The following is a 23,146-nucleotide window of genomic DNA, read 5'->3' on the forward strand; positions in this document are numbered from 1 at the left end:
GGTGTCAGATCGGCATATTGTCGAACTGGGCTTCAACCGCATCTTCGATCAACGCAGCGTCCAGCCGTCGGAAGCGCGATGGTACGCTCATGCCTTGAGCGCGCATGCGTTCAATTACCTTCGTGACGCTGGGCTGCAGTGCCAGCCGGGTCTCGAGATTTGCCCCGTGCAGTTTCCGCTCCAACCGCTCGGCTTCGAAATAAAGCTCGTTCGTGGTCATGGCCATCCTCCCAAATGCTGCCATCCTGCCTGATATAGGTAACAGGATTGAGACCAATACAGGACCCGCCCAAACCCAGCAAAAAATCGCCCGCGCGCTATCCGGCGGCCGGCGCTGGGCCGCGAGTCGATCGAATATTAACCTGATTTCGACCGAAATGCCTTGACAGACATCAATCCGCAAAAGCCGCAGCGCAAGAACGGTCACGCCGTGGAACTGGACAGGGCTGACTCTGCGACCTAAGAAATCGGAATGGAGATTCGACAGATCACGCCCCGCTATTTTGTCTCGCCGCAGATCACGGTCGAGGATGTGCCCGCCATCGTTGCCGCCGGCTTCGTCAAGGTCATCTGCAACCGGCCGAATGTCGAAGTGCCTGCCGCCATGCAATCCGAGGTAATCGGCCAGGCCGTGCGGGATGCGGGTCTCGAGTTTGAGGTGCTTGAACTGACGCACCAAACCATGACGCCCGAGAACGTGGCACGGCAGCGCGACCTTGCCGAGTCTTGCGAAGGCCCGGTTCTTGCCTACTGTGCCTCGGGCACCCGCTGTTCTGTCGTTTGGGCCCTTGGGCAGTGTGACACAATGAGCCCCGATGAAATTCTCGAAGCCACGGCAAAGGCGGGCTACGCGCTGGACGGTTTGCGACCGGCATTGGTGCAGATGCGGGCTGCGAACACCTGATTTCATACGTCAGTCGTTGGGTCGTTCCACAGGCGCAGGAAGACCCGCCAACTCGGATATCTCGGACGCGAGGCGGTCGGTGCTTGCTTGCGCGAAGTCTTCATCCGCTGCGGATTGCGCATGCGATCGGTCTTCGGCAACGGCTTCCTGACGCGACAATTCAACATCTGCCATTTCAACCGGCGCGTCCCTTCGCTTGTGCTCGATAAAGCTCTGCGCTTCGGGTCGTGTTGGAGCGGGTGGCTGCAGAAATTCGTTGACCCGCACGGCCCGTTGACCGCCACATTGGCCCAGACGTCCTGTAGTGGCCTGGGTCCGATCAATCGCGGCAATGTCGATCCGATCAAGTCGCGCGCCCGCAAGTGGCAGCAGATCCCCGATGCCCAGATCCGACAGCGTTGTCAGCGGAAGATGCATCCGACAAATCACCGCGTTAAGTTCGGCCCGAACCACGCCTGCAGCTTGCGACAGTGTCTTGAGCGGTTCCAAATCTGCGTGTTTGGCCTGCCCCTCGGCCACCGAGATTTTCGGCAGCAGGATGAGGACCGTTCCCTGCCGCACACCGCCCTCGAGTTCAACCGTGAACTCGAACGCATCATACCCGTCCTCGACCAGTGCCAAAGAAAGCGTGCGCCGATCGACCGCCCTTGAGGCGAACTCATATCCATTCAGGCGGGCTGCATCGCTTTGATCATCGACCAGTTTCCGGGCCCGTTCCAGCATGTCCTCGACCAACGGGACCACCATTGCCGCATCGGTGTCGGTGAGGGCGCGAGGCTGGGGCGGGTCCGCGAATACTTCGCCCATTGTCTGCTTTTGGATGACTGCCGAGACCAAACTGACGTCCAAGACAACACTGGCCACCCTGCCCTCTTTGGTCGCGAACAGCAGAAACATCTGACCGTCGTCCAGCCCGCTCGTGACGACTTCCTGGCATTTGCTGACCTGTTTCGCGCCAATGACAGATGCTGATAGCTTGAACCGTTCGACCGCGGCACGGGCAATCGCAAGGCGCAGTGCCCGCAGCAGCGCCCGGGATCTGCTGCCCGTCCCCTCTTGTCCTGCCGACAATTTGCGCGCCAAGGCCGCGCTGACAGTCTTTGACATCGCAACGGTCCGCCAGTTTCGATTCTGCTCGCTACTGGTCTAGCCCATTGTTCGTTACGAATACCTTTACTTGCCCGCTACTGAGCGGCCTGGCGGTGTGGCAATGGCAGGCTGACGCGGAAAGCTGCGCCGCCCTGCCCGGGCAGATAGGTGATTTCTCCTCCAAGCCGGTGCATGATCTCACGGCAAATTGCCAGTCCAAGACCTGCACCGCCCGCCTTGTCGAATCCGACCCGCGCGAATTTCTCAAAGATCATCGACTGGGCGTCCGGCGGGATGCCGCTGCCGTTGTCGACAAAGTCGATCACCGCCTGGCCGCCGACATCATGGGCTGAAATCGTCAGGACCGGCTCGGGCGCGTCACAGTATTTCTGTGCGTTCGAAATCAAATTGATGAAGACCTGCCCCAGGCGATCCAGATCGGAATGCAACGCGATGCGCTCGGCAGACAGATTGCGGCGAATGGTCAAAGGGCTGTCCGCCCCGGCCATAGTCGTTGAAACAGCCCGATCCAGAACCGTTCGCAAGCTGGCATCACCCATATTCAGGCTGACCTGACCGTTTTCCAGAACGCTCAGGTCCAGCAGGTCATCCAACAGCCGCGTCAGGCGCAGCGCTTCGTCATGGATGATCGTCGCATAACGCCGAGAATCCTCAGCGCTCAGCCCGTCAGTGTCCCGCATGATCTCCGAAAAGGCACGAATGGACGTCATCGGAGTGCGCAACTCGTGGCTGACCTGCCCCAGAAAGGCATCTTTCTGACGCGAGATCTGGGTCAGTTTTTCGTTGGCCTCGCGCAGCTTGCGGGCCGTTCGGCTCAGTTCGGCCGACTTCGCCTCAAGCTGGCTGGAGTATTCGAGCAACTGCGCGGATTCATCGGCCACCGCCAACAGATCCTCGACCGAAACGGACGAACCTCCGACGATCTGCCCGATCATGGCATGAGCTGTGGCCGCACCGACCGAGCCGCTCAATTCGCGCTCCAGCCGCTCCAGAAAACCCGGCGTAGGTTCTGGCCAGCGCCCGCGCACGCCCTGCTTTTCCGCCTCGGCCTGAAAGAAATCCTGAGCGGGACCGGCCCCGAGGATCCGTTGGGTCATGATCATCAGGTCTTCACTCTGGGCAACGGACCCCGTCCACCCCCCGGGCGCGACAGAATGATCAAAGACATTGACGAACTGCGCCCCCTGCAACCGTTCAAGCGGGCTGGGAAAGCTCAGAAGTGACGCTAGGCAAAAGGCCAACGTGTTCAGTGACAGCGACCACAGCACCGTGTGGGTCATCGGGTCCAAACCATCAAGACCGAACAACGCCTGCGGACGCAGCCACCCCAGACCGAAAGGACCGTTTTCGATGACCGAGGCGGACATGACACTGCCGCCCATCCCCGGCAGCAACAGCGTGTAGATCCAAAGGAAGAACCCCACGCTCAGCCCAACAAGGGCACCTGTCCGTGTCGCCCCGCGCCAGAACAGGCCGCCGACCAGAGCCGGCAGAATCTGCGACACACCCGCAAATGCCACCAAGCCGATCGAGGCCAGCGCGGCGCCGCCACCGGACATACGATAGTAGAAGAACCCCAAGGCCATGATGGCGGCAATCGAAACCCGGCGCGCCATCAGCACCACGTTTCGCACATCGCCTGACATGGAACTGGCGTTCTCGCGTGTATTCAGCCAGATCGGCATCACGACGTGGTTCGAGACCATGGTCGACAGGGCCATCGCCGTCACGATGACCATCGACGTGGCCGACGAAAAACCGCCGATGAAAGACAGCATCGCCAGCCAGTCATTTCCCTGTGAAAGAGGAACCGTCAGCACGAAAAGGTCCGGATTTGACCCGGCCGGCAGCAGATCCAGCCCGACGACCGCAATGGGAACCACGAAAAGGCTCATCAAAAGAAGATAGAGCGGGAACGCCCAGGCCGCCGTTCTCAGGTGACTTTCGTCGTCGTTCTCGACGACCATGACCTGAAACATCCTCGGCAAGCAGACAAAAGCAGCCGCCGACAGGAAGGTAATGGCCATCCAACGTCCGGTATCCACGTTCCAACGCCCGATTTCCGACGCGTCGATCCGCTCCATCATTGGCGTGACGCCTCCGGCCACCCCCCAGACGACAAAGATGCCCACCGCCAACAGAGCGAACAGTTTGACGACGGATTCCAATGCGATGGCGGTCACCACACCATGGTGCCGTTCATTGGCATCCAGGTTCCGGGTGCCGAACAGAATGGCAAACACGGCCAGACCCGCGGCCACCCAAAATACGCTGGCGCCCTCGCGATAAAGGCCCGAAGGGTCGGCTTCGGCGAAAATCGAGAACGACAGCGTTATCGATTGAAGTTGCAGCGCGATATAGGGTGTACCCCCCAGCACGGCGAGGATGGTCACACAAATGGCCAAGGTGTTCGACTTGCCATAGCGCGATGAGATCAAGTCGGCGACTGATGTCACCCTCTGGCTGCGACCCACACGCACCAGCTTGCGCAGCCCCCACCACCAGCTGATCATCACCAAGGTCGGCCCGAGGTAGATCGTCACGAATTCCAGACCGGACCTGGCCGCATTGCCGACCGCGCCATAGAAGGTCCAGGCCGTGCAGTAGATCGACAAAGACAGCGTGTAGATCAACGGTGACCGCAGCCATTTGCCTCGCCCCGCTGCGGCCATTCGATCGGCTGCAAACGCAACGCCGAACAAAAGCACGACGTAGCCCAGGCAAACAAGGATCAGGACGTTCAGCGTGGCCATTGCTCACTCTCTGCCGCGGACCCCTCCGAGGACGACATCCGCCGGGCGGCAAAGCCGAACAGAAGGCTGACCACGATCAGGGCGGCCCAGCATGAAAAGACATAAAGAATGGCCGACGACAACGGGACGCCAGAGTTTTCCGGCCCCGGATCCGGCCACAGCAGCGGGATGCAGATCAGACCCGCGCCGACAAAGGGCAGCATTCGGGCCGCATCGGCCAGCCTGCGGCGGCGGTAACTCTGCCGTTCCAAAAACACCGACGGACGCGGGCCTGTCGGGCGGGCTGGCTCGTTTTCCGGTGTGGTCATGACTGTGACGCCTGCGCGTGCAAATCACGCACAGCCGTCAGCACTTCGGTATTCGAGAACGGTTTCGTCATAAACCGGCTGACGCCTGCCTTTTCAGCCATCTCGCGGTCTCGCGACTGACCGCGAGCGGTCAGCATCAGAACAGGCAAGGCGCGCATCTCCTCGTGCTCGCGCAATTCGCGCAGAACATCCATACCGCTCTTGCCGGGCAGCATCACATCCAGAATGACCAGATCAGGCTGCGCAGACAATATCGTTTGAACCGCGTTTTCACCTTCGGCATGGGTTTCGACCTGCCACCCTTCGCGGGTCAGCAGAAACCTGATTGCCTCCGTGATGTTCGGTTCATCCTCGATCAACAGAACCTTGCGGCTCATATGTTCACTTCCTCCCCAAGACCGGTCGCACCTCCAGCCACCTGCCAAGTGCAGATTAATCGCTGTGTCAGGAAACTGTCAAAAACCTTCACTCAAAATCGACGGCTCCCGCCGCGAGTCGCACGGCTTTCGGGGACAGATCCTGCAGCTCGTGCCGACCTGTAGCGGCAAGTCGGTGGCCACGCCGGGCTCTTCGACCGGCAGCACCAGCATCGCCGATCTGTACACAGGTTCCTGACCGAAGGCGCTGACGGGTTGAGGCCAGGCGATTGCAAAGCAGTCGAAATCCGCCGGCGTCCGGCCCAACAGGGTCACGCGTTTTCGGATCGGCACAAGGGGCCGGTTCAGCGCACTGAAGACCGGCCACAAAGGACAGGCTTCGCCGTGGCGCGGCATTGCGAAACCGGGGACCGGCTTGAACAGCAAAATGCTTCCTGATGAATCGCATATGACCAACCCGGCCGGACGCGGCATGACATCCTCGGGCAGAAACGCAAGCCGTCGCAGGACTGTCGGCAGGTCAACCGAAAACCGCGCGGCAAGACGCAGAGGATCAACACCTTCGACCTCCAGTGCCTCCGAAACCGCTTCCAGCGGCATGGCCCGGGCATCCGCCGCATAGGCGTCGAGCACCTGACGCGCGACAGATCTTGAGGCGGAAGAGGCCATCTCGGCCTGCGCGAGGGCTACCGGGTCCTGTCCTGTCTCAAGTTCCGGCAAATGAAACCCGCGCTTCTCCAGAAATGCCTCGACCTCCTCCATCGGCAACCCGCGCCGTTCGCCGGTGTCCTCGCTTTCGTCCAAAAAGGCGACCAGAGCTTTTGAGCTTTCAGCCAGACGTTCGGCATCCTGGTGCAAGTTTCGGTGGAATCTGTCGCGCCACTCGGCCTCGATCTCGCCCGGTTCGGCCAGGATGGCGGCTGTCGACCGAATCGCTGCTGCGGCGGACAGGACTTCGTGCATGGATGCCGCAAGGTGCGGGTCATGGGTCAGCCGGTCTGACAGGGTTTCCACGGTACGTTCCAGCGAAACCACCCGACGATGCATCTGTGCCAGTACAGCGGCCCAGCCGGGAAACCGGCCGGCGAATTCATCCAGCGCCTCAACTTCGGCCTTTTGGCCGACCGCATCCGCCGCCGCCTCACGAAGAGCCGCGATCAGCGTCGCCTCGACCCCCTGTGTCAAAACCGAAGGCTCAACGGACAAAGCCGAAGCGATATCGACCAGCAGTTTGCCCCCGATGCGCCGCCGATTGTGCTCGATCAAGTTCAGATATGACGCTGAAATGCCGACCTGACGCGCCAGCTGGGCCTGACGCAAGCCCGAGATTTGCCGCCTTTCGCGGATACGGCTGCCCGTCAATGAATCACGCATGATGCCCCCGCCGAAACGTGTTCGAGTTGCCCTCGAAACAACCCCGTATTTTCTGAATACTTCATGTATTTATATGATTTACGCCGCCCTTTTCAAAGCAGTTTTACAACATTGACAATGTCGTGGCTTTCACCGGGCTCTGATCGCTTTCGGACGCCAAAGCAATCCTGTGCTGCAATGCCCTCTTCAATTCCGGCCGAATTGGCGGCACGATAGGCAAATGAGTGATCCGGCCTTCGAATACGCACCTATCGGGCTTGTCGAGCTTGAAAACCGCATCATCCGGCGGTGCAATTTGCAGTTTGCCCGGACATTCGGGGGCAACGAATCCGACTACCGCAACCTGCCTTTGCTGCACCTGTACCCATCCGTTGCCGATTGGGAGAGAATTGGTGCACGAAGTCTTCAGGTCATGCGGGACACCGGCTACTACACGGACGAGCGGGTCATGCGCCGCCGCAACGGCGACTTGTTCTGGTGTCGCGCGCGCGGCCGGTCGCTGACACCCGATGACCCATTCCGCCATGGAATCTGGAGCTTCTCCGACATTTCCGAGGAACGCCCACTGGTCGAATTGACCAAACGCGAACGTGAAGTCGCGATCCTGTCCTGTCGCGGCCTGTCGGCCAAGGAAATAGGCGTCGAACTGGGGCTCAGCTACCGGACCATCGAAGCCTACCGCGCCCGGCTGCTCGAGAAATTCGGCGCGCGCAAGCTGCCGGAACTGGTCGCCAAACTGTCCGGCACGCCGCTCTGACTGTCGTGGACCCTGCCGATAACGCAGAAACCGGGGCCGAACGGCCCCAGTCGGCGCTTTTCATGGCCGCGCGGTTGCCTTATAACGCAGCGTAATTGACCAGAGCCCGCGCAGATAGACGGGCCAAAGGGGAACCTTCGAGGACACTCATGACAGACAACAGACACGAAGCGGATGTGACGTTCATCAAGGCACTGGCCGAACTCTTGCGCGAAAACGACCTGACTGAGTTGCAGGTGAAACGGGAATATGGCGAAGAAGACAGCCTGAACGTCCGGGTCAGCCGAGTAAGCCCGACAGCCGCGCCTGTGCAAGTTGCCGTCCCGGCACCCGCTGCCGCACCGGCACCTGTCGCAGCCCCCGCTGCTGCCCCCGCCGAAGCACCCGCTGCCGTCGAGGATCCGGCGAGCCACCCTGGCGCGGTGACCTCGCCCATGGTTGGCACCGTCTATATGCAACCGGAACCCGGCGCGTCCCCGTTCATTGCCGTCGGCGCATCTGTTTCCGAAGGCGATACGCTGCTGATCGTCGAAGCGATGAAGACCATGAACCACATCCACGCCCCCAAATCCGGCACAGTCAAGCGGATCCTGGTCGGGGATGGCGACGCTGTCGAATTCGGCACTCCTCTGGTCATCATCGAGTAAGGCGGGCCCATGTTCGACAAGATCCTGATTGCCAACCGAGGCGAGATCGCCCTGCGTGTGATCCGCGCCGCGCGCGAGATGGGGATTGCGACGGTTGCCGTGCACTCGACCGCTGACAGTGACGCCATGCACGTGCGCATGGCTGACGAGTCCGTGTGTATCGGACCGGCACCCGGCCCCCAGAGCTATCTCTCGATGCCCGCGATTATCTCGGCCTGTGAAATCACCGGCGCCCAGGCGATCCACCCTGGCTATGGCTTTCTGTCCGAAAATGCCGAGTTCGTTCAGATCGTCGAAGACCACGGCATCACGTTCATCGGCCCCACCGCCGAACACATCCGCATCATGGGCGACAAGATCACCGCCAAAGACACCATGAAAGAGCTGGGCGTTCCCTGCGTACCAGGCTCGGACGGCGGCGTTCCGGATCTTGAGTCGGCCAAGCGCATCGGTGAAGAGATCGGCTATCCGGTCATCATCAAGGCCACCGCCGGTGGCGGTGGACGCGGCATGAAAGTCGCGCAGACCGCGGCCGAAATGGAAAGCGCCTTCATGACCGCGCGGGCCGAGGGCAAGGCTGCGTTCGGCAATGACGAGGTCTATATCGAGAAATACCTGACCACGCCCCGCCACATCGAGATTCAGGTCTTCGGCGACGGCAAGGGCAATGCGGTCCACCTGGCTGAGCGCGACTGTTCGCTGCAGCGCCGTCACCAGAAAGTATTCGAAGAGGCTCCGGGCCCCTGCATCACTCCTGAGGAACGCGCCCAAATCGGCAAGGTCTGCGCGGATGCGGTCGCCAAGATCAACTATATCGGCGCGGGCACGATCGAGTTCCTGTATGAAAATGGCGAGTTCTATTTCATTGAGATGAACACCCGCCTGCAGGTCGAACACCCTGTGACCGAAGGCATTTTCGGGGTCGACCTTGTTCGCGAGCAGATCCTTGTTGCGGCCGGAGAACCGATGTCGTTCGGCCAGGATGATCTGGAGATCAACGGCCACGCGATCGAAGTTCGGATCAATGCCGAAAAGCTGCCGAATTTCGCGCCCTGCCCGGGCAAGATCACGGCGTATCACGCACCGGGCGGCCTGGGTGTCCGGATGGATTCGGCGCTGTACAATGGGTATTCGATCCCACCCTACTACGACTCGTTGATCGGCAAGCTGATCGTGCACGGGCGCGACCGCCCCGAAGCGCTGGCGCGGTTGAATCGGGCCTTGGGTGAATTGATCGTGGACGGTGTGGACACGACGGTTCCCCTGTTTCACGCACTTCTGCAGGAACCCGACATCCACAGCGGCGATTACAACATCCACTGGCTGGAGCACTGGCTTGCGGAGAACATGGCCTAGTATCGACCAAGCCGCGAGAGCACGCGCTCTCGGGCTTGTCGCCGCGGTGTGAGCCATGGGCCTGACGCCTGATCTGCTGTTGCACGGCTATTCCATCGGAATCTTCCCGATGGCCGAACACAGGAACGACCCGGGTCTTTTCTGGGTCGATCCAAAGCTGCGGGGTGTATTCCCGTTGGACGGGTTTCACATCTCCCGCAGCCTTGCGCGACGCATCCGGAACTGCCGGTTCTCCGTGACCCTAAACCGGGATTTTGCAGCCGTCGTGGACGGATGCGCGGACCGGGCGGACACCTGGATCAATGACGAACTGCGCAGACTCTATGCCCAACTGCACCACTCGGGCCGCGCCCATTCACTTGAGGTTTGGGAGGGCGAGGAGCTTGTCGGTGGCGTCTATGGAGTTGCCTTGGGTGCGGCATTTTTCGGGGAAAGCATGTTTTCGCGCCGTACCGATGCGTCAAAAATTGCGCTCGCCTATCTGGTCGACCGATTGCGCCAGACAGGTTTTCAACTGTTCGACACACAATTTCTGACGGCACATTTGGCTTCGTTGGGGGCGATCGAAATCCCCAGACAGCAATACCGCCAACTTCTGGATCAGGCCACTGCTGCCAGCGCAGATTTCACCGCCGAGGTGTGTCAGACCCCTCAGGGGGTGATACAACGGATTACCCAGACATCGTAGCGCGAGTGATCCAGGGCGTTGAGCGCCGGGGACGTGGCGATCATCCAGCCGTCGAACAGCTGGTCGGCCTTTCCCTTTTCCCAAATCGTAAGATAGGCAAACGCGTCACCGGTCGGGTTTTCAGACGGATACCGGCAATCACCCAAGGCGACATCCAAGCCGAAAACTTCGACCGTATCACCGGTCGGCACCTGCACGTCCACCGTCTGACCGCTGACCTTGTCCAGCCCGCGCAGCATGGCCCCCGGCCCCGAGGAAACCTTTTGCTGCGCGCCCGCCGTCGTCGCGGCCAACAGCAGCGCCATCAGGGCAGCACGCATCATTCGCTGCCATCCCCGGCCACGAACTTGACCAACAGCGAGATCAGGCTGACGGCTCCTTGCGTGTCTTCAATCTGATCGCCCGGCTCAAAATAGAACGGAGAGCCGCCGGGCATGACCTCGACGAAGTTGCCCCCCAGAAGGCCTTCGGACGAGATCACGATCGCGCTGTCATCCGGAATCTGGATGTTTTCGGCAACCGAAATCGTCGTATCGGCACGGTAGGTTTCAGGGTTCAACTCGACATCGGTCACGGTGCCGATCTTTACACCCGCGAGGCGCACATCCGTGCCCACCGCCACACCCTCAAGCGACCGAAAGGACGCCTCAAGGTGATAGCCCCCGTTTTCGCGCGACCAGCCCGTGGACTGGCTGGCATACACGCCAAACGCCAATGCACTGGCCAGCACGACACCGCCGACAAGAACTTCGGTCATGTTGTGGGTCGACATGTGGATCTCGCTTATTCCGGGCTCCAGGCTTCGTAGTCCTTGCGCTCGATCGGATCGGGACGGCGCAGGGACCCCGCTGGCACATAGGCCATCGCGGTGCCCGTCAGATTTTCCTGATGCGGCTTTTCCCACGCCTTGTGTGGCAGTGGCTTGTCGGTCGGAGGCTCATCCCAGGTGCGGTGCAACCAGCCGTGCCATTCCGGGTCGATCCGGCTGGCCTCGGCCTCTCCATTGAAGATCACCCACCGTTTGCTGTCATCGGCGTTGCGATAAAACACGTTGCCCTGATCGTCCTCGCCCACCTTGATACCTTTGCGCGCAGTGTAGATCTGCGTGTTCAGAGTGGCCCCGTTCCACCAGGTCACGGCCCGCAAAAGAGTGTTCAGGATTCCCATCGGCTGCCTCCGGCATTTCTGTCCATGCAGATATGGACCAAAGCCGAGCAGAGGTCCAGAGCCACAAAGAGCGCACCCATTACTTGGGCAAGAATGCGGTGACCTCGATTTCGATTCGGTATTTTGGATCAATCAAGCCGCATTCGATCATCGTCGCAACAGGCGGGTTGGCACCGAACGTCTCGGCCAGGACCGGCCAGCACGCTTCAAATTCGCGGCGATCGGGCAGCATATAAGTCACGCGCACCACGTCGGCAAAAGAGGCGCCCGCCTCTGCCAAGGCGTTGCCTATGATCGTCAGCGCCGAGCGGCATTGGTCGACGACGCCTTCGCCCTGCCCGACCGTTCCGGCAACATGGACCCAGCCACCCGCGACAACGGCCCGGCAGTAGCCGACCTTGGCTTCGAACTCACCGCCCGAGGAAATACGTTGGATCGTCATGACACCCTCACATGAAAACGGCGCGGACTTTGCCGCGCCGTATCTGCATTAAATTTCAAACAGTTCAGCCGGCAGATGCCGATTCCGGCGCGGCATCCGCATAGATGATCAGCGGCTGCGCGTCCGACGTCACGGCCTCTTCGTTAACGACCACCTTGGTCACGTTCTTCATGCCCGGCAGTTCGAACATCGTGTCCAAAAGAATGTCTTCCAGGATGGAACGCAGGCCGCGGGCACCGGTCTTGCGTTCGATCGCCTTTTTGGCAATCGCCGCAAGCGCGTCGTCGGTAAAGTCCAGTTCGACGTTCTCCAACTCGAACAAACGCTGGTATTGCTTGACCAGCGCGTTCTTGGGCTTGGTCAGGATGGTGACAAGCGCGTCCTCATCCAGGTCCTCAAGCGTTGCCAGCACCGGCAGACGTCCAACGAATTCCGGGATCAACCCGAATTTCAGCAGATCCTCGGGCTCGAGATCCTGAAAGATCTCGCCCACGCCGCGTTCGTCATTGTCACGCACATCGGCGCCAAAACCCATGGCCGAGCCTTTGCCGCGCTGCGCGATGATCTTGTCCAGACCTGCAAAAGCGCCGCCGCAGATGAACAGGATGTTGGTGGTGTCCACCTGCAGGAATTCCTGCTGCGGGTGCTTGCGCCCGCCCTGCGGCGGAACGCTGGCCACGGTGCCTTCCATCAGCTTCAGCAGAGCCTGCTGCACGCCCTCGCCCGATACGTCTCGGGTGATCGAGGGGTTTTCGGATTTACGAGTGATCTTGTCGACCTCGTCGATATAGACGATGCCGCGCTGGGCGCGCTCGACATTGTATTCGCTGGCCTGCAACAGCTTGAGGATGATGTTCTCGACATCCTCGCCCACGTAACCGGCTTCGGTCAGCGTGGTCGCGTCAGCCATCGTGAACGGCACGTCCAGAATCCGCGCGAGCGTCTGCGCCAGCAAGGTTTTGCCGCACCCGGTCGGACCAATCAGCAGAATGTTCGACTTGGCCAACTCGATGTCACCACCGGCCTTCTGCGCGTGGTTCAGACGTTTGTAGTGGTTGTGCACGGCAACCGACAGGACACGCTTGGCCCGAGCCTGGCCGATGACATAGTCGTCCAACACCTCGCAGATATCTTTGGGGGTGGGCACACCGTCCGAGGATTTCAGTCCGCTGGCTTTGGTTTCCTCGCGGATGATGTCCATGCACAGTTCGACGCATTCATCACAGATGAACACGGTCGGTCCAGCAATAAGCTTACGCACCTCATGCTGGCTTTTTCCACAGAAGCTGCAGTAGAGCGTGTTCTTGCTGTCGCCGCCTGAATTCGTCGCCATGTTCTACCTTTCGGGCTCCATCCCTGCGGCCCGGATCCGGACCGCGCTTGCCGCCTGTCCGTGCAGCTTAGGCCAGCACCGGGGCAGCTACAATGTCAAAATCGCACCCCGCACCCGTGGGTGCGGGGTTTCCGCATCACGCTTCGGTCGGTTCGGATTTGGAGCGGCTTTCGACAATCTCGTCGATATGGCCCCACTCTTTTGCTTCTTCCGGGCTCATGAAATTGTCACGGTCCAAAGCCTTTTCAATGGCCTTTTTCGACTGTCCGGTATGTTTGGCATAGATATCGTACAAACGATCCTTCAGCTTCTGCGTTTCGGCCGCGTGAATCATGATGTCGCTGGCTTGACCCTGGTAACCGCCGCTGGGCTGGTGCACCATGATGCGGCTGTTCGGCAGCGAGAAGCGCATCCCCTTCTCTCCGCCCGCCAGCAGGACCGACCCCATCGAGGCCGCCTGGCCGATCACCAATGTCGAACATTTTGGCTTGATGTACTGCATTGTGTCGTAGATCGACAGACCGCTGGTCACGACACCGCCGGGCGAGTTGATGTAGATCGAGATTTCCTTGTTGGGATTCTCGGCTTCCAGATGCAGAAGCTGCGCTACGATCAGGTGGCTCATCCCGTCATGGATCGGGCCATTGATGAAGATGATCCGCTCCTTCAGCAGGCGAGAGAAGATGTCATAGGCCCTTTCGCCACGGCTGGTCTGCTCAACGACCATCGGGACGAGCGTATTCATGTAGGTGTCAACTGGATCGAACATTCGGAACCTGCCTGCTTTGGTGTGAACCGGGACCATACCCGATGAGAAGTTACATGAGTCTTAGTGTTGCCTTCGGGGGCCTGCAAGGGGCAGCGGACACGCGACGCCGATTGAGAAATACGGATCAGTCCGCATCGTCGGGATCCCGCAAAACAGAGCGAACAACCGCGCAGAACGCAAATACCCGGCTGTTTTTTGGCCTCGCCGCCATTCACAGCGCTTTCATCACGCCATTTTGATCCATGCATATGGAAATATCTGATCATTCTATATAGAGACCCAATTCGCTCAGGCGAAACTAACAAAGGGAACACCTGCCCCACACTCACCAAGGGGCCAACAAGGACAAGAAGATGGCACTTCCCCAACTTTCCGAAGACATCTCGCGCGACGACATGGACCGGATGGCCGCTAACGCAACCCGCGCTTCGAATTTTCTGAAAGCGATCAGCCACGAGGGCCGGTTGATGATCCTCTGTCATCTGGTATCCGGCGAAAAATCGGTGACTGAACTCGAGTCACTGCTGTCCGCCCGACAGGCCGCCGTTTCACAGCAACTGTCGCGGCTGCGCCTTGAGGGGCTGGTCACGCCCCGGCGCGAAGGCAAGGCGATCTACTATCGCCTTGCAAACGACAGACCTCGCAAAATGCTGGAAACGGTGTACGAGTTGTTCTGCGACGAGGAATAAGACAGAAAACCCATTGAATGGCGAAGGGCGCAACAGATCGTTGCGCCCTTCTTTGTTCACGAGTTGCCGCTGCAGGCCTGAAAACTTGCGGCCATTTCGCGCAACAGGTCCGGATACAGGGTTGGACCCGGCTCGAGCGCAACCCCGATCGGGTCAAGCACGAGGATTTGCACATCCATCCCCTCCGTCGCGGCGGAGATCAGACGGGTATCGTATTGCGGCTCGGAAAAAGCGCAATCAATGCCTTCCTCTTCAATCCGGGCCTTGAGCTCGGCCAGACGGGCCGGTCCGGGTGCGGCCGCGTCGCCAAGGCTCACGGTGCCCGACGATGTCAGATCGAACCGGTGTTCGAAATACTGGTAAGCGTCGTGAAAGGTGACAAACCGCGGCTCTGACTGCGCCAGATCCGCCCGGATCTCGGCCTCCAAAGCACTCAGGCCTTCAACTGCCTTGTCCGCATTGGCTTGGTACCGCGCAGCGTTATCCGGGTCCTTCTCTGACAGAGTTTCGGCAATTGCCTGCACCCAAACGCGCGCGTTTTCCGGGTCCAGCCAGGCATGCGGGTCTACACCGTCGTGGTCATGCCCGTGGTCATGGTCATGTGCATCGTGATCGGTGTGCTCTTCATGTTTCCCATGTTCATCGTGGTCCGCATGGTCATCATGGTCATCATGGTCCGAATGATCGCCGTGATCGTCGTGGTTTGCATGCTCCTCTTCGCCCTCATGATGATCGGCCAAGTCGCGGAAATCGTGCCGCACAGTCCCCGCCACCTCCAGCAACTCAACCTGCGTCGCTCCCTCGGACAGGGCGCCAAGTGGTCCCGTCATCCACGAGGTCAGTTCCGGGCCTACCCAAAAAACCACGTCTGCAGATTGCAACGCTCGCGCCTCGGACGGGCGCATGGCGTGGTCATGAGGTGAGGCTCCGGGCGGGATGATCAGGGAAGGCTCGGCAACACCGTCCATGACTTGGGCAACCAACGCGTGAACCGGTGCGATATCGACGGCAACGTTGGGCGCATCGGCCGCCGCCTTTCCGGCCAGCACGACGCCGGCCAGCAACAAGAATTTTCGGGACATGTCACCTCCTGAAATGATATGTTATTACATTGCTTGTCGGCTTGATATTGCCCACGTTATAACATATCAAGCCAAAAATTTCGGAGCGCACATGAGCACAGTAGGCTTCAGGCACCACAATCATAACCACTGCATGAAAACCGCGCTGAGCAAGGCCGAGGAAAAATGCGCCAACCAGAAGCTTCAGTTCACGCCGGTGCGCCGCCGCGTGCTGGAAATCTTGTTGGAGCAGCACAAGGCAATGGGAGCTTATGACATTCTGGCTATTCTGTCGGCCGAAGGCATGGGGTCGCAACCTCCGGTGGCGTATCGTGCGTTGGACTTTCTGGTGCAGCATGGGTTCGTGCACCGTATCGAGCAGATGAACGCCTACGCGGCCTGCGCCCACCCTACCCACGATCACGTGCCTGCGTTTCTGATTTGCCGGGCGTGCAAGGCCGTGGCCGAAACCGAAACCGAGCTGACCCAGGGCCGGCTTGGTGCTGCCGCCGACACATCAGGCTTCACCATTGAAAGGATTGTGGTCGAGGCCGAAGGTCTTTGCCCGGACTGCATTGGAACGCAGCCATGACGACCCCCCTCATTTCTCTACAGAACCTGTCGGTTCGCCTGGATGGCCGGCTCATTCTGGACAACGTATCCGCCCAGATCGCCGCTGGTGAAATCGTCACCATTGTCGGCCCGAACGGTTCGGGAAAATCGACTCTGCTGCGCGCCATGATCGGGGCTGTTCCCGCGGCTCAGGGCACTGTTCGGCGCGCTCCGGGTTTGCGGATCGGCTACGTCCCCCAGAAACTCGCGCTGGACGCTGCGCTGCCGATGACGGTGCAACGCTTCCTTGGTCTGCCGAAACGGGTTTCGGCCAGCAAGGCCAAAACCGCGCTTGAACTGGCCGGCGTACCGGACTTGCGTGACAGACAGATGACCCGACTGTCCGGCGGTCAGTTTCAACGCGTCCTTCTGGCCCGCGCGCTGCTGGAGGAGCCTCAGGCGCTGCTGCTGGACGAAGCAACTCAGGGGCTTGATCAGCCCGGCGCAGCTGCCTTCTATGAACGCATTGAACAGGTTCGCACGGACCTCGGCTGCGCCATAGTCATGGTCAGCCATGACTTGCACGTCGTCATGGCCGCGTCCGACCGGGTTCTGTGCCTGAACGGGCATGTCTGCTGTGAAGGGGCACCCCAAATGGTCGCGGACGCGCCCGAATATCGGGCGTTGTTCGGCAGCGGAACGCGGGGCACGATGGCCTTGTACCAACACAAGCACAGTCATACCCACGATCACAATCACGCGCAGGATACGTCACACTGATGCTGGACGATTTCATGGTTCGCGCCGCCCTGGCAGGACTCGGTGTTTCGATCGCCGCGGCACCGCTGGGATGTTTTGTCGTCTGGCGGCGCATGGCCTATCTCGGAGAAGCCACCGCACATGCCGCCGTATTGGGTGTGGCGCTGGCGCTCAGCTTTTCACTGCCGCTGCTGCCCGCGATCATTTCTGCTGCACTTGCCATGGGCTTGTCGGTCAGCCTGCTGCGCGGTCGCGGTTACGCCATGGACACGCTTCTGGGTGTGATTGCACACACCGCACTGGCCGCCGGCTTGGTAACCGCGGCGTTGCTGTCCGATGTTCGACTGGATCTGAATGCCTTTTTGTTCGGCGATATCCTTGCCGTTACAAAGTCCGATCTGGCCACGATCTGGATCGGTGGCGCCACGATTCTGGCGTTGATGGTCTGGCGCTGGTCAGCCCTTCTGGTTTCAACGCTCAACCCGGACCTGGCTCAGGCATCCGGGATAGATCCGAAACGGGAAGAACTGTGGCTGACTCTGGCAATGGCACTGGCCGTTGCGGTCGCCATCAAAGTTGTCGGCATTCTTCTGATCGCCGCCCTGCTGGTCATTCCAGCGGCCGGAGCCCGCCCTTTGGCCCGCACCCCAGAAAGCATGGCTTTCGCCGCTGCGATTATAGGCTCGACGGCGGCGTTGGGCGGACTGGGCGGTGCATATTGGGCGGATACACCCGCCGGACCAAGCATCGTTTGCGCGGCCGCGTTGATCTTTGTCGCGACGGCCATCCTTGGTCCCATCTTCCGCAAAGGCTGATTACCCAAAAAGGTTTGTCTGCATTGCCTGAATGGTGCTACCGATTGGTAGTCGACCAACCAAGGAGATATCGATGATCCGCACTATTCTGATCGGGCTGAGCCTTTTGGCCCTGACGGCCTGTGAAACCGCAAAAGGCGCGGGCAAAGACATCGAAAAAGCCGGCGACGCCATCCAGGGCGCGGCGACGGACGTTCAGGAAAGCCTCTGACACCCGTCAGCATCTAGCGGACAGCGGCGCAGCACTACCAACATATGGTTGAAAGTTCCGGGCGACCGGATTATTGTCCCTGCCACAGGTGCATAGACGCGGTAATGCATTACTGACACGACTGCGGGGTTCTTGTGCAATTGCGCAAGAACCCCGTTCCCGTTCTGACGGGCGGTGAGTGGAAGCCTGTACGAAACCGAAATCGGCAAAAGGAAAAGGCGCCAGGTGCGCAGACGCGGTCTTTGCATGTGCCCTTGCGGACACCCCTGACGCCTTGCCGGGTCGACACGCCCGAGGGACGCCCCGATCCAGTTGCTTCAGCCCCCGAGGGGACCTCGCTGCCGCAAAGCACCTGATGGCGCTCTGCCGCCCGCTCTGGCCTTCTGAGAAGCTGACCGCTCAAGCCGGGCTTGCGCCCCTCCTGACTGGTCACCTACCGGTAAGCCCTTGAAACCCGACGAAAATCCTAAGATCTGCCTGCGGTGCCAGGACCCCCTGACCTTTGCGTCCCGCCTTGGATCGTGATGAACCTTGGCGATGTCTGAACGATGGCACTCGCCCTCAAGTCCGGCAAGAAAATAGCACTGCAGCATGAAAATTAGCCGGGGATAAGATGTTGATATCCGACTGGAAGACGATGTGGATAAGTCGGGAAATGATGAAATCCGGCTGGGTTGCGCTGGGAAAAGCCGAAGGCCGATTTCTCTCCGCTCAATTGGGCGATTTCTGCGGGTGCAAAGGGAAAATCTCGGCCCTCATGGCGGACCTGACCTGACGCATACGGGCATATCGCTCGAATCGACATCGATGAGTCGCCACACGCAACGGTGAACGAACGTGCAGCCCACGAATTGAGAAGCGTTCCGACCCGGACGAGGCAACCTACTACTCTCCGTCTCCCGCAAAATCGGGCAACGGCAACTACCCCCTACAACCGCCTGGGCCGGAAACGCTTCAGTTCACCTGTCGTTCCAGAACCGTGCTGTAGGTGGTTCCGGTGCGCAGGCTACGGAAATCCGCATAGATCTTGCCGTCCTCATACCGCGCATCGATCAGCGCATTGACGCCGGAGGTCGGGTCAGCAGCGGTTTCAACAATGCCGATCTTGCCCGAGCCATCCTGGCTGATCGAGCCGGTGGCCTCGTACATCGTCCAGTCATCCATGGCATTGCGCCGCCACATGCTGGGCCCCCAGAATACGTTTTCGTGCTGCGCCTGGATCTCGAGCACCCATTCCGAGGTATTGAACCGCGGCGCGGTGGCGGTGTTGGCGTTCGAAGGCGACACCGTTGTCTGGCTGGCCGTCCACGTGCCGCGCAGGTCGGGCATGGCATCGGCGAGGGCGGCAGAGCCCATGGTCAATGTCGCGGCCACGGCGGCGGCGCTGGCGGTCATGTATCTGGTCATGGGCTCTCTCCCTGTGATCGGCGGGCCTTGCTGGCCTGCTGAACAGATTGGGAGGGCGCGCGGCCGTTACAACTTACCTAAGGGAAACTTCATCAAGGGTTCATGCGGCGCTCACCGACGGGCTCAGGCCCAGGCCAGCGCGGTGCCCGCGATGACAAGGGCGATGCCCAGCCCCTCGCGGTAGGAAAAGGACTCGCCGAACAGGAAGAACGAGGCGATGGCGATCAGCACGACTTCGGCCCCCAGAATGCCGGTATAGATGATGCCCAGCCGTTCGTCGCGCAGCGCGGCGAGTTCCAGCGTGGCGGCGGCCAGCAAAGTGGCGACGATCAGCAGTCCCAGCCCTAGGCCGGGGAGTTTCCACCAGAACTTCATCGAGATCATGGCTACGGAATAGAGACCCGCCGATCCAAGCGCGATGATGGGTATCATGGACATGGGGCCTCCGCCGCTGGTTTCCGTGGGTCAACCTTAGCAGGTGTGGGTCGGTGGGGCTGTGAAGTGGCTCACATTGCGGGGCGAGGCCCGTCTCGGAAACGGTTTGAGGTGTTGTTTCTGGCCAGATGACTGACGGAAAACTGAGATAAATACAGGACCGAGGAGAAGATTGAAAAGCTTCGGGTTGCAAAACACTTGTTCAAAGTGCCACTAGGAGGAAATATTTGTGCGGCGATCCCCTCAATAATCCTCACTCCTATTGCTATGGCTGTTACGCTTTGAAAAAAGATGCTAGGTTTTTTGTAAACAGAGTGTCAAATTGATTGAGTTATAGAATCCTTGGACCCGGTATCACTCCCAAAATACTCCACCTATCAAGACATGGTCTCGGACCAGAACTGGATCGCTGCACTAGGATCGCTGAACCGGCATCTTGCCAAATCTCTATGCGCCGCGAACGCTGAGATGGGGCTCAATGGCAACTTGTTTTACAAACACAAATCAGTGAGCTTCGAAACAGACGAGCTATTTCCACCATTTGAAGGCAAGCGGCGTAACTTGTTTGCCCTTGCCCAAAGCTCGACTCACATGTTTGAAGTGGGCGTTAATGGCGGCCACTCTCTGCTTCTCGCCCTTTCCGCCAACCCAAAATTACAGGTTACCGGCGTTGATATTTGCCGACAGATCGAACCGTCATGGGGTCGAGTTGATATCTACGTGCCGGCTGCATTTGATTGGCTTAAGGCGGCGTTCCCTGGACGAACACGCTTCATTACCGGAAACTCTCTCATTGAAATCCCGCGTTACGTCGAAGACAACCCCGATCAACGGGTCGACTTGCTGCATTTAGACGGTGCCAAGGACACTCATCTTCGAGAGTTCCTTGCCATTCGCCCTTGCCTGGAAAAAAGTGGGAAAGTTGTTTTAGACGACACCCACACAAAACCCGTTGGCCTCGGGATGCGACAAATAATTAGGCTGGGTATGGCCCGCCATATCGGCGATAATGACATCGGGGTCCAAATGGTGCGCCAGCATCGGGTGTTGGAAGTTTTGTAGAAACAATGTAATGCACATGATGGCTTGTTAGAGGAAACGCTAGCCGTGTACGCTGAGTGCCTGCCATTGAGAGCAATCCTTGTCCACGGTACTAGCGCAACGGAGACCGCAGGCACTTGCTACGCTGCTATCGCAAAATTTTACAACCAATCGAATACTGTTTCTATCGAAGGTGAACCTCGTTCTGTTAAATGTTAATCTGCACCGTTCGGCTAACCAGGCTGGAACTGTTGCAGGTTGATTCGCATTTTGGTTAACCTTCACTCAAAACGGACAGCCTCAGCTGTCCATCTTCAACGCTGAAATAAACGCCTCCTGCGGGATATCCACCTTCCCGAACTGGCGCATCTTCTTCTTGCCGGCCTTCTGCTTCTCCAGCAGTTTCCGCTTCCGCGTGGCATCCCCACCGTAGCATTTCGCGGTCACGTCCTTGCGCAGCGCGGATAGGGTCTCGCGGGCGATGACCTTGCCGCCGATGGCCGCCTGGATCGGGATCTTGAACATGTGGCGCGGGATCAGCTCTTTCAGCTTTTCGCACATGGCGCGGCCGCGGGTCTCGGCGCGGTCGCGGTGGACCATGACCGACAGCGCGTCCACCGGCTCGTCATTCACAAGGATCGACATCTTGACCAGGCTGTCCTCGCGGTAGCCGGTCATCTGGTAGTCGAAGCTGGCATAGCCCTTGGTCACCGATTTCAGGCGGTCGTAGAAGTCGAAGACGACCTCGTTCAGCGGCAGGTCATAGACGACCATCGCGCGGCTGCCCGCATAGGTCAGGTCCATCTGGATGCCGCGGCGGTCCTGGCAGAGTTTCAGCACGTCGCCCAGGTATTCATCCGGCACCAGGATGGTGGCCTTGATGCGCGGTTCCTCGAGGTGGTCGACCTTGGACATGTCGGGCATGTCGGCGGGGTTGTGCAGCTCGATCATCTCGCCGTCTTTCATGTAGACGTGATAGATCACCGACGGCGCGGTGGTGATGAGCTCGATATCGTACTCGCGTTCGATGCGGTCGCGGATGACCTCGAGGTGCAGCAGGCCGAGGAAGCCGCAGCGGAAGCCAAAGCCCAGCGCGGCCGAGGTTTCCATCTCGAACGAGAAGCTGGCGTCGTTCAGAGCCAGTTTCTCGATCGCGTCGCGCAGGTCTTCGAATTCGGCGCTGTCCACGGGGAACAGGCCGCAGAACACCACCGGCTGCGCGGGTTTGAAGCCCGGCAGAGCGGTTTCGGCACCGTTGCGGTCATTGGTGATGGTGTCGCCCACACGGGTGTCGCGCACCTGCTTGATGGATGCGGTGAGGAAGCCGATCTCACCCGGACCCAGCTGGTCGACCATCTGCATCTCGGGGCGGAACACGCCCACGCGGTCGACATGGTGCAGGGTGCCGTTCGACATGAACTTGACCCGCATGCCCTTTTTCAGAACGCCGTCCATGATGCGGACCAGAACGATCACGCCCAGATAGGCGTCGTACCAGCTGTCGACCAGCATCGCCTTGAGCGGCGCGTCGCGCTCGCCCTTGGGCGCGGGCAGCTTGTGCACGATCGCCTCGAGCGTTTCGTGTATGCCCTCTCCCGTCTTGGCCGAGACGCGGATGGCGTCGGTGGCGTCGATACCGATCACGTCCTCGATCTGTTCGGCCACGCGGTCGCAGTCGGAGGCCGGCAGGTCGATCTTGTTCAGCACCGGCACGATCTCGTGGTCGGCGTCGATGGCCTGATAGACGTTGGCCAGGGTCTGCGCCTCGACCCCTTGCGTCGAGTCCACCACCAGCAGCGAGCCTTCGACCGCGCGCATGGAGCGCGAGACTTCATAGGCGAAGTCCACGTGGCCGGGGGTGTCGATCAGGTTCAGCACGTACTGCTCGCCATTGTCGGCGGTATAGTCGATGCGGACCGTGTTGGCCTTGATGGTGATGCCGCGTTCGCGCTCGATATCCATGCTGTCGAGCAGCTGTTCCTTCATGTCGCGATCCTGCACCGTCCCGGTCTCTTGGATGAGCCGGTCGGCAAGGGTGGATTTGCCATGGTCGATATGCGCGACGATGGAGAAATTGCGGATATGAGCGAGGTCTGTCATAGCGTCGGGATATGGTTCGAAATCGGGCGCTGGTCAAGGTGAGACAGCACGTCGGACGCCCCATATTTCAGCGCTATGAGGCCACGACGCT

Annotated in this window: 27 protein-coding genes; 11 read left to right on the forward strand and 16 right to left on the reverse strand. The window is 59.9% G+C overall.

Annotated elements, in window-relative coordinates; translation table 11 throughout:
* Window positions 1-4: 4 nt before the first annotated feature.
* A complete protein-coding gene (locus ACR3EK_RS11090; RefSeq protein WP_170337604.1) occupies window positions 5-220 on the reverse strand; it encodes a hypothetical protein in 216 nt (71 codons plus the stop codon).
* A gap of 252 nt (window positions 221-472) precedes the next feature.
* Here ACR3EK_RS11090 and ACR3EK_RS11095 point away from each other — a divergent pair, with 252 nt between their 5' ends.
* Window positions 473-904 (forward strand): protein tyrosine phosphatase family protein, encoded by a 432-nt coding sequence (locus ACR3EK_RS11095; protein ID WP_093962671.1) that lies wholly within the window; start codon window positions 473-475, stop codon window positions 902-904.
* A gap of 9 nt (window positions 905-913) precedes the next feature.
* Here the strand turns inward: ACR3EK_RS11095 and ACR3EK_RS11100 are convergent, their stop codons facing one another.
* From ACR3EK_RS11100 to ACR3EK_RS11120, 5 genes are all read right to left on the reverse strand, one after another.
* On the reverse strand, window positions 914-2,011 hold the full coding sequence (locus ACR3EK_RS11100) for a FliM/FliN family flagellar motor C-terminal domain-containing protein (RefSeq protein ID WP_480633398.1): 1,098 nt from the start codon (window positions 2,009-2,011) through the stop codon (window positions 914-916).
* Window positions 2,012-2,088: 77 nt separating this feature from the next.
* Entirely contained in the window at window positions 2,089-4,767 is a 2,679-nt protein-coding gene (locus ACR3EK_RS11105) for a sensor histidine kinase (RefSeq protein ID WP_170538983.1), read from the reverse strand.
* The gene (locus tag ACR3EK_RS11110) at window positions 4,755-5,075 is read right to left on the reverse strand and encodes a hypothetical protein (protein WP_170337599.1); all 321 of its coding nucleotides are present in this window, start codon (window positions 5,073-5,075) and stop codon (window positions 4,755-4,757) included. Before ACR3EK_RS11110 ends, ACR3EK_RS11105 begins: the two co-directional genes overlap by 13 nt.
* The gene (locus tag ACR3EK_RS11115; protein ID WP_093962675.1) at window positions 5,072-5,452 is read right to left on the reverse strand and encodes a response regulator transcription factor; all 381 of its coding nucleotides are present in this window, start codon (window positions 5,450-5,452) and stop codon (window positions 5,072-5,074) included. The genes ACR3EK_RS11110 and ACR3EK_RS11115 overlap by 4 nt, the downstream gene beginning before the upstream one ends.
* A 78-nt stretch (window positions 5,453-5,530) precedes the next feature.
* Entirely contained in the window at window positions 5,531-6,826 is a 1,296-nt protein-coding gene (locus tag ACR3EK_RS11120) for a helix-turn-helix transcriptional regulator (RefSeq protein WP_170438163.1), read from the reverse strand.
* A 220-nt stretch (window positions 6,827-7,046) separates the two neighbouring features.
* Between ACR3EK_RS11120 and ACR3EK_RS11125 the strand changes: the two genes are divergently transcribed.
* The 4 genes from ACR3EK_RS11125 to aat all read left to right on the forward strand — a co-directional run bounded on the left by ACR3EK_RS11125 (window position 7,047) and on the right by aat (window position 10,274).
* Complete coding sequence (locus tag ACR3EK_RS11125; RefSeq protein WP_093962677.1) at window positions 7,047-7,583, forward strand: LuxR C-terminal-related transcriptional regulator; 537 nt, start codon at window positions 7,047-7,049, stop codon at window positions 7,581-7,583.
* A 149-nt stretch (window positions 7,584-7,732) separates the two neighbouring features.
* On the forward strand, window positions 7,733-8,230 hold the full coding sequence (accB, locus tag ACR3EK_RS11130; protein WP_170337596.1) for an acetyl-CoA carboxylase biotin carboxyl carrier protein: 498 nt from the start codon (window positions 7,733-7,735) through the stop codon (window positions 8,228-8,230).
* 9 nt (window positions 8,231-8,239) lie between these two features.
* A complete protein-coding gene (gene accC / locus ACR3EK_RS11135; RefSeq protein WP_170358311.1) occupies window positions 8,240-9,586 on the forward strand; it encodes an acetyl-CoA carboxylase biotin carboxylase subunit in 1,347 nt (448 codons plus the stop codon).
* A gap of 55 nt (window positions 9,587-9,641) precedes the next feature.
* Window positions 9,642-10,274, forward strand: coding sequence for a leucyl/phenylalanyl-tRNA--protein transferase (gene aat / locus ACR3EK_RS11140; RefSeq protein ID WP_480633399.1), 633 nt, complete (start codon window positions 9,642-9,644; stop codon window positions 10,272-10,274).
* Here the strand turns inward: aat and ACR3EK_RS11145 are convergent.
* The 6 genes from ACR3EK_RS11145 to ACR3EK_RS11170 form a co-directional block, all read right to left on the reverse strand.
* Window positions 10,238-10,597, reverse strand: a complete 360-nt coding sequence (locus tag ACR3EK_RS11145; RefSeq protein WP_170358308.1) for a DUF2155 domain-containing protein — start codon at window positions 10,595-10,597, stop codon at window positions 10,238-10,240. The genes aat and ACR3EK_RS11145 overlap by 37 nt on opposite strands.
* On the reverse strand, window positions 10,594-11,046 hold the full coding sequence (mlaD, locus tag ACR3EK_RS11150; protein WP_093962682.1) for an outer membrane lipid asymmetry maintenance protein MlaD: 453 nt from the start codon (window positions 11,044-11,046) through the stop codon (window positions 10,594-10,596). Before mlaD ends, ACR3EK_RS11145 begins: the two co-directional genes overlap by 4 nt.
* A gap of 11 nt (window positions 11,047-11,057) precedes the next feature.
* Window positions 11,058-11,441 carry an NADH:ubiquinone oxidoreductase subunit NDUFA12 gene (locus tag ACR3EK_RS11155; protein WP_093962683.1) on the reverse strand — a complete coding sequence of 128 codons (384 nt, stop codon included), beginning with the start codon at window positions 11,439-11,441 and terminating at the stop codon, window positions 11,058-11,060.
* A 79-nt stretch (window positions 11,442-11,520) separates the two neighbouring features.
* Window positions 11,521-11,883, reverse strand: a complete 363-nt coding sequence (locus tag ACR3EK_RS11160) for a RidA family protein (RefSeq protein ID WP_170338037.1) — start codon at window positions 11,881-11,883, stop codon at window positions 11,521-11,523.
* 64 nt (window positions 11,884-11,947) lie between these two features.
* Window positions 11,948-13,216: an ATP-dependent Clp protease ATP-binding subunit ClpX gene (gene clpX, locus ACR3EK_RS11165; protein ID WP_170337591.1), complete on the reverse strand. Its 1,269-nt coding sequence runs from the start codon at window positions 13,214-13,216 to the stop codon at window positions 11,948-11,950.
* Between the two features lie 136 nt (window positions 13,217-13,352).
* Entirely contained in the window at window positions 13,353-13,985 is a 633-nt protein-coding gene (locus tag ACR3EK_RS11170; RefSeq protein ID WP_093962686.1) for an ATP-dependent Clp protease proteolytic subunit, read from the reverse strand.
* Window positions 13,986-14,338: 353 nt separating this feature from the next.
* On the opposite strand from ACR3EK_RS11170, the gene ACR3EK_RS11175 reads away from it, so the two are divergent.
* The gene (locus ACR3EK_RS11175; protein WP_480633400.1) at window positions 14,339-14,674 is read left to right on the forward strand and encodes an ArsR/SmtB family transcription factor; all 336 of its coding nucleotides are present in this window, start codon (window positions 14,339-14,341) and stop codon (window positions 14,672-14,674) included.
* 56 nt (window positions 14,675-14,730) lie between these two features.
* Here the strand turns inward: ACR3EK_RS11175 and ACR3EK_RS11180 are convergent, their stop codons facing one another.
* Window positions 14,731-15,756, reverse strand: a complete 1,026-nt coding sequence (locus ACR3EK_RS11180) for a zinc ABC transporter substrate-binding protein (protein ID WP_480633401.1) — start codon at window positions 15,754-15,756, stop codon at window positions 14,731-14,733.
* A gap of 91 nt (window positions 15,757-15,847) precedes the next feature.
* Here ACR3EK_RS11180 and ACR3EK_RS11185 point away from each other — a divergent pair, with 91 nt between their 5' ends.
* From ACR3EK_RS11185 to ACR3EK_RS11200, 4 genes are all read left to right on the forward strand, one after another.
* Window positions 15,848-16,327, forward strand: a complete 480-nt coding sequence (locus tag ACR3EK_RS11185) for a transcriptional repressor (RefSeq protein WP_093962689.1) — start codon at window positions 15,848-15,850, stop codon at window positions 16,325-16,327.
* Window positions 16,324-17,067: an ATP-binding cassette domain-containing protein gene (locus tag ACR3EK_RS11190; RefSeq protein ID WP_480633402.1), complete on the forward strand. Its 744-nt coding sequence runs from the start codon at window positions 16,324-16,326 to the stop codon at window positions 17,065-17,067. The genes ACR3EK_RS11185 and ACR3EK_RS11190 overlap by 4 nt, the downstream gene beginning before the upstream one ends.
* Entirely contained in the window at window positions 17,067-17,861 is a 795-nt protein-coding gene (locus tag ACR3EK_RS11195; protein ID WP_480633403.1) for an iron chelate uptake ABC transporter family permease subunit, read from the forward strand. The genes ACR3EK_RS11190 and ACR3EK_RS11195 overlap by 1 nt, the downstream gene beginning before the upstream one ends.
* A gap of 73 nt (window positions 17,862-17,934) precedes the next feature.
* Window positions 17,935-18,072, forward strand: a complete 138-nt coding sequence (locus ACR3EK_RS11200; protein WP_093962692.1) for an entericidin A/B family lipoprotein — start codon at window positions 17,935-17,937, stop codon at window positions 18,070-18,072.
* 954 nt (window positions 18,073-19,026) lie between these two features.
* Here ACR3EK_RS11200 and ACR3EK_RS11205 read toward each other — a convergent pair.
* On the reverse strand, window positions 19,027-19,479 hold the full coding sequence (locus ACR3EK_RS11205) for a hypothetical protein (protein ID WP_170358302.1): 453 nt from the start codon (window positions 19,477-19,479) through the stop codon (window positions 19,027-19,029).
* Between the two features lie 123 nt (window positions 19,480-19,602).
* The gene (locus tag ACR3EK_RS11210) at window positions 19,603-19,917 is read right to left on the reverse strand and encodes a hypothetical protein (protein WP_110644555.1); all 315 of its coding nucleotides are present in this window, start codon (window positions 19,915-19,917) and stop codon (window positions 19,603-19,605) included.
* A 339-nt stretch (window positions 19,918-20,256) separates the two neighbouring features.
* Here ACR3EK_RS11210 and ACR3EK_RS11215 point away from each other — a divergent pair, with 339 nt between their 5' ends.
* Window positions 20,257-20,976: a class I SAM-dependent methyltransferase gene (locus ACR3EK_RS11215; protein ID WP_480633404.1), complete on the forward strand. Its 720-nt coding sequence runs from the start codon at window positions 20,257-20,259 to the stop codon at window positions 20,974-20,976.
* A 279-nt stretch (window positions 20,977-21,255) separates the two neighbouring features.
* Here ACR3EK_RS11215 and lepA read toward each other — a convergent pair whose 3' ends face one another.
* Entirely contained in the window at window positions 21,256-23,055 is a 1,800-nt protein-coding gene (gene lepA, locus ACR3EK_RS11220) for a translation elongation factor 4 (protein ID WP_170390605.1), read from the reverse strand.
* Window positions 23,056-23,146 lie beyond the last annotated feature (91 nt).

This window comes from Ruegeria sp. BC8 (assembly GCF_056535705.1).

Excerpts from the sequence above, each read along its gene's own strand:
- ACR3EK_RS11115 (WP_093962675.1), bottom strand. The coding sequence starts at position 5,452 with ATGAGCCGCAAGGTTCTGTTGATCGAGGATGAACCGAACATCACGGAG.
- ACR3EK_RS11175 (WP_480633400.1), top strand. The coding sequence starts at position 14,339 with ATGGCACTTCCCCAACTTTCCGAAGACATCTCGCGCGACGACATGGAC.
- ACR3EK_RS11125 (WP_093962677.1), top strand. The coding sequence starts at position 7,047 with ATGAGTGATCCGGCCTTCGAATACGCACCTATCGGGCTTGTCGAGCTT.
- ACR3EK_RS11145 (WP_170358308.1), bottom strand. The coding sequence starts at position 10,597 with ATGATGCGTGCTGCCCTGATGGCGCTGCTGTTGGCCGCGACGACGGCG.
- ACR3EK_RS11120 (WP_170438163.1), bottom strand. The coding sequence starts at position 6,826 with ATGCGTGATTCATTGACGGGCAGCCGTATCCGCGAAAGGCGGCAAATC.
- ACR3EK_RS11190 (WP_480633402.1), top strand. The coding sequence starts at position 16,324 with ATGACGACCCCCCTCATTTCTCTACAGAACCTGTCGGTTCGCCTGGAT.
- ACR3EK_RS11095 (WP_093962671.1), top strand. The coding sequence starts at position 473 with ATGGAGATTCGACAGATCACGCCCCGCTATTTTGTCTCGCCGCAGATC.
- ACR3EK_RS11195 (WP_480633403.1), top strand. The coding sequence starts at position 17,067 with ATGCTGGACGATTTCATGGTTCGCGCCGCCCTGGCAGGACTCGGTGTT.
- ACR3EK_RS11110 (WP_170337599.1), bottom strand. The coding sequence starts at position 5,075 with ATGACCACACCGGAAAACGAGCCAGCCCGCCCGACAGGCCCGCGTCCG.
- ACR3EK_RS11180 (WP_480633401.1), bottom strand. The coding sequence starts at position 15,756 with ATGTCCCGAAAATTCTTGTTGCTGGCCGGCGTCGTGCTGGCCGGAAAG.
- ACR3EK_RS11155 (WP_093962683.1), bottom strand. The coding sequence starts at position 11,441 with ATGGGAATCCTGAACACTCTTTTGCGGGCCGTGACCTGGTGGAACGGG.
- clpX (WP_170337591.1), bottom strand. The coding sequence starts at position 13,216 with ATGGCGACGAATTCAGGCGGCGACAGCAAGAACACGCTCTACTGCAGC.
- ACR3EK_RS11160 (WP_170338037.1), bottom strand. The coding sequence starts at position 11,883 with ATGACGATCCAACGTATTTCCTCGGGCGGTGAGTTCGAAGCCAAGGTC.
- mlaD (WP_093962682.1), bottom strand. The coding sequence starts at position 11,046 with ATGTCGACCCACAACATGACCGAAGTTCTTGTCGGCGGTGTCGTGCTG.
- ACR3EK_RS11105 (WP_170538983.1), bottom strand. The coding sequence starts at position 4,767 with ATGGCCACGCTGAACGTCCTGATCCTTGTTTGCCTGGGCTACGTCGTG.
- ACR3EK_RS11170 (WP_093962686.1), bottom strand. The coding sequence starts at position 13,985 with ATGTTCGATCCAGTTGACACCTACATGAATACGCTCGTCCCGATGGTC.
- aat (WP_480633399.1), top strand. The coding sequence starts at position 9,642 with ATGGGCCTGACGCCTGATCTGCTGTTGCACGGCTATTCCATCGGAATC.
- ACR3EK_RS11200 (WP_093962692.1), top strand. The coding sequence starts at position 17,935 with ATGATCCGCACTATTCTGATCGGGCTGAGCCTTTTGGCCCTGACGGCC.
- ACR3EK_RS11210 (WP_110644555.1), bottom strand. The coding sequence starts at position 19,917 with ATGTCCATGATACCCATCATCGCGCTTGGATCGGCGGGTCTCTATTCC.
- lepA (WP_170390605.1), bottom strand. The coding sequence starts at position 23,055 with ATGACAGACCTCGCTCATATCCGCAATTTCTCCATCGTCGCGCATATC.
- ACR3EK_RS11100 (WP_480633398.1), bottom strand. The coding sequence starts at position 2,011 with ATGTCAAAGACTGTCAGCGCGGCCTTGGCGCGCAAATTGTCGGCAGGA.
- ACR3EK_RS11090 (WP_170337604.1), bottom strand. The coding sequence starts at position 220 with ATGACCACGAACGAGCTTTATTTCGAAGCCGAGCGGTTGGAGCGGAAA.
- ACR3EK_RS11185 (WP_093962689.1), top strand. The coding sequence starts at position 15,848 with ATGAGCACAGTAGGCTTCAGGCACCACAATCATAACCACTGCATGAAA.
- accC (WP_170358311.1), top strand. The coding sequence starts at position 8,240 with ATGTTCGACAAGATCCTGATTGCCAACCGAGGCGAGATCGCCCTGCGT.
- ACR3EK_RS11205 (WP_170358302.1), bottom strand. The coding sequence starts at position 19,479 with ATGACCAGATACATGACCGCCAGCGCCGCCGCCGTGGCCGCGACATTG.
- accB (WP_170337596.1), top strand. The coding sequence starts at position 7,733 with ATGACAGACAACAGACACGAAGCGGATGTGACGTTCATCAAGGCACTG.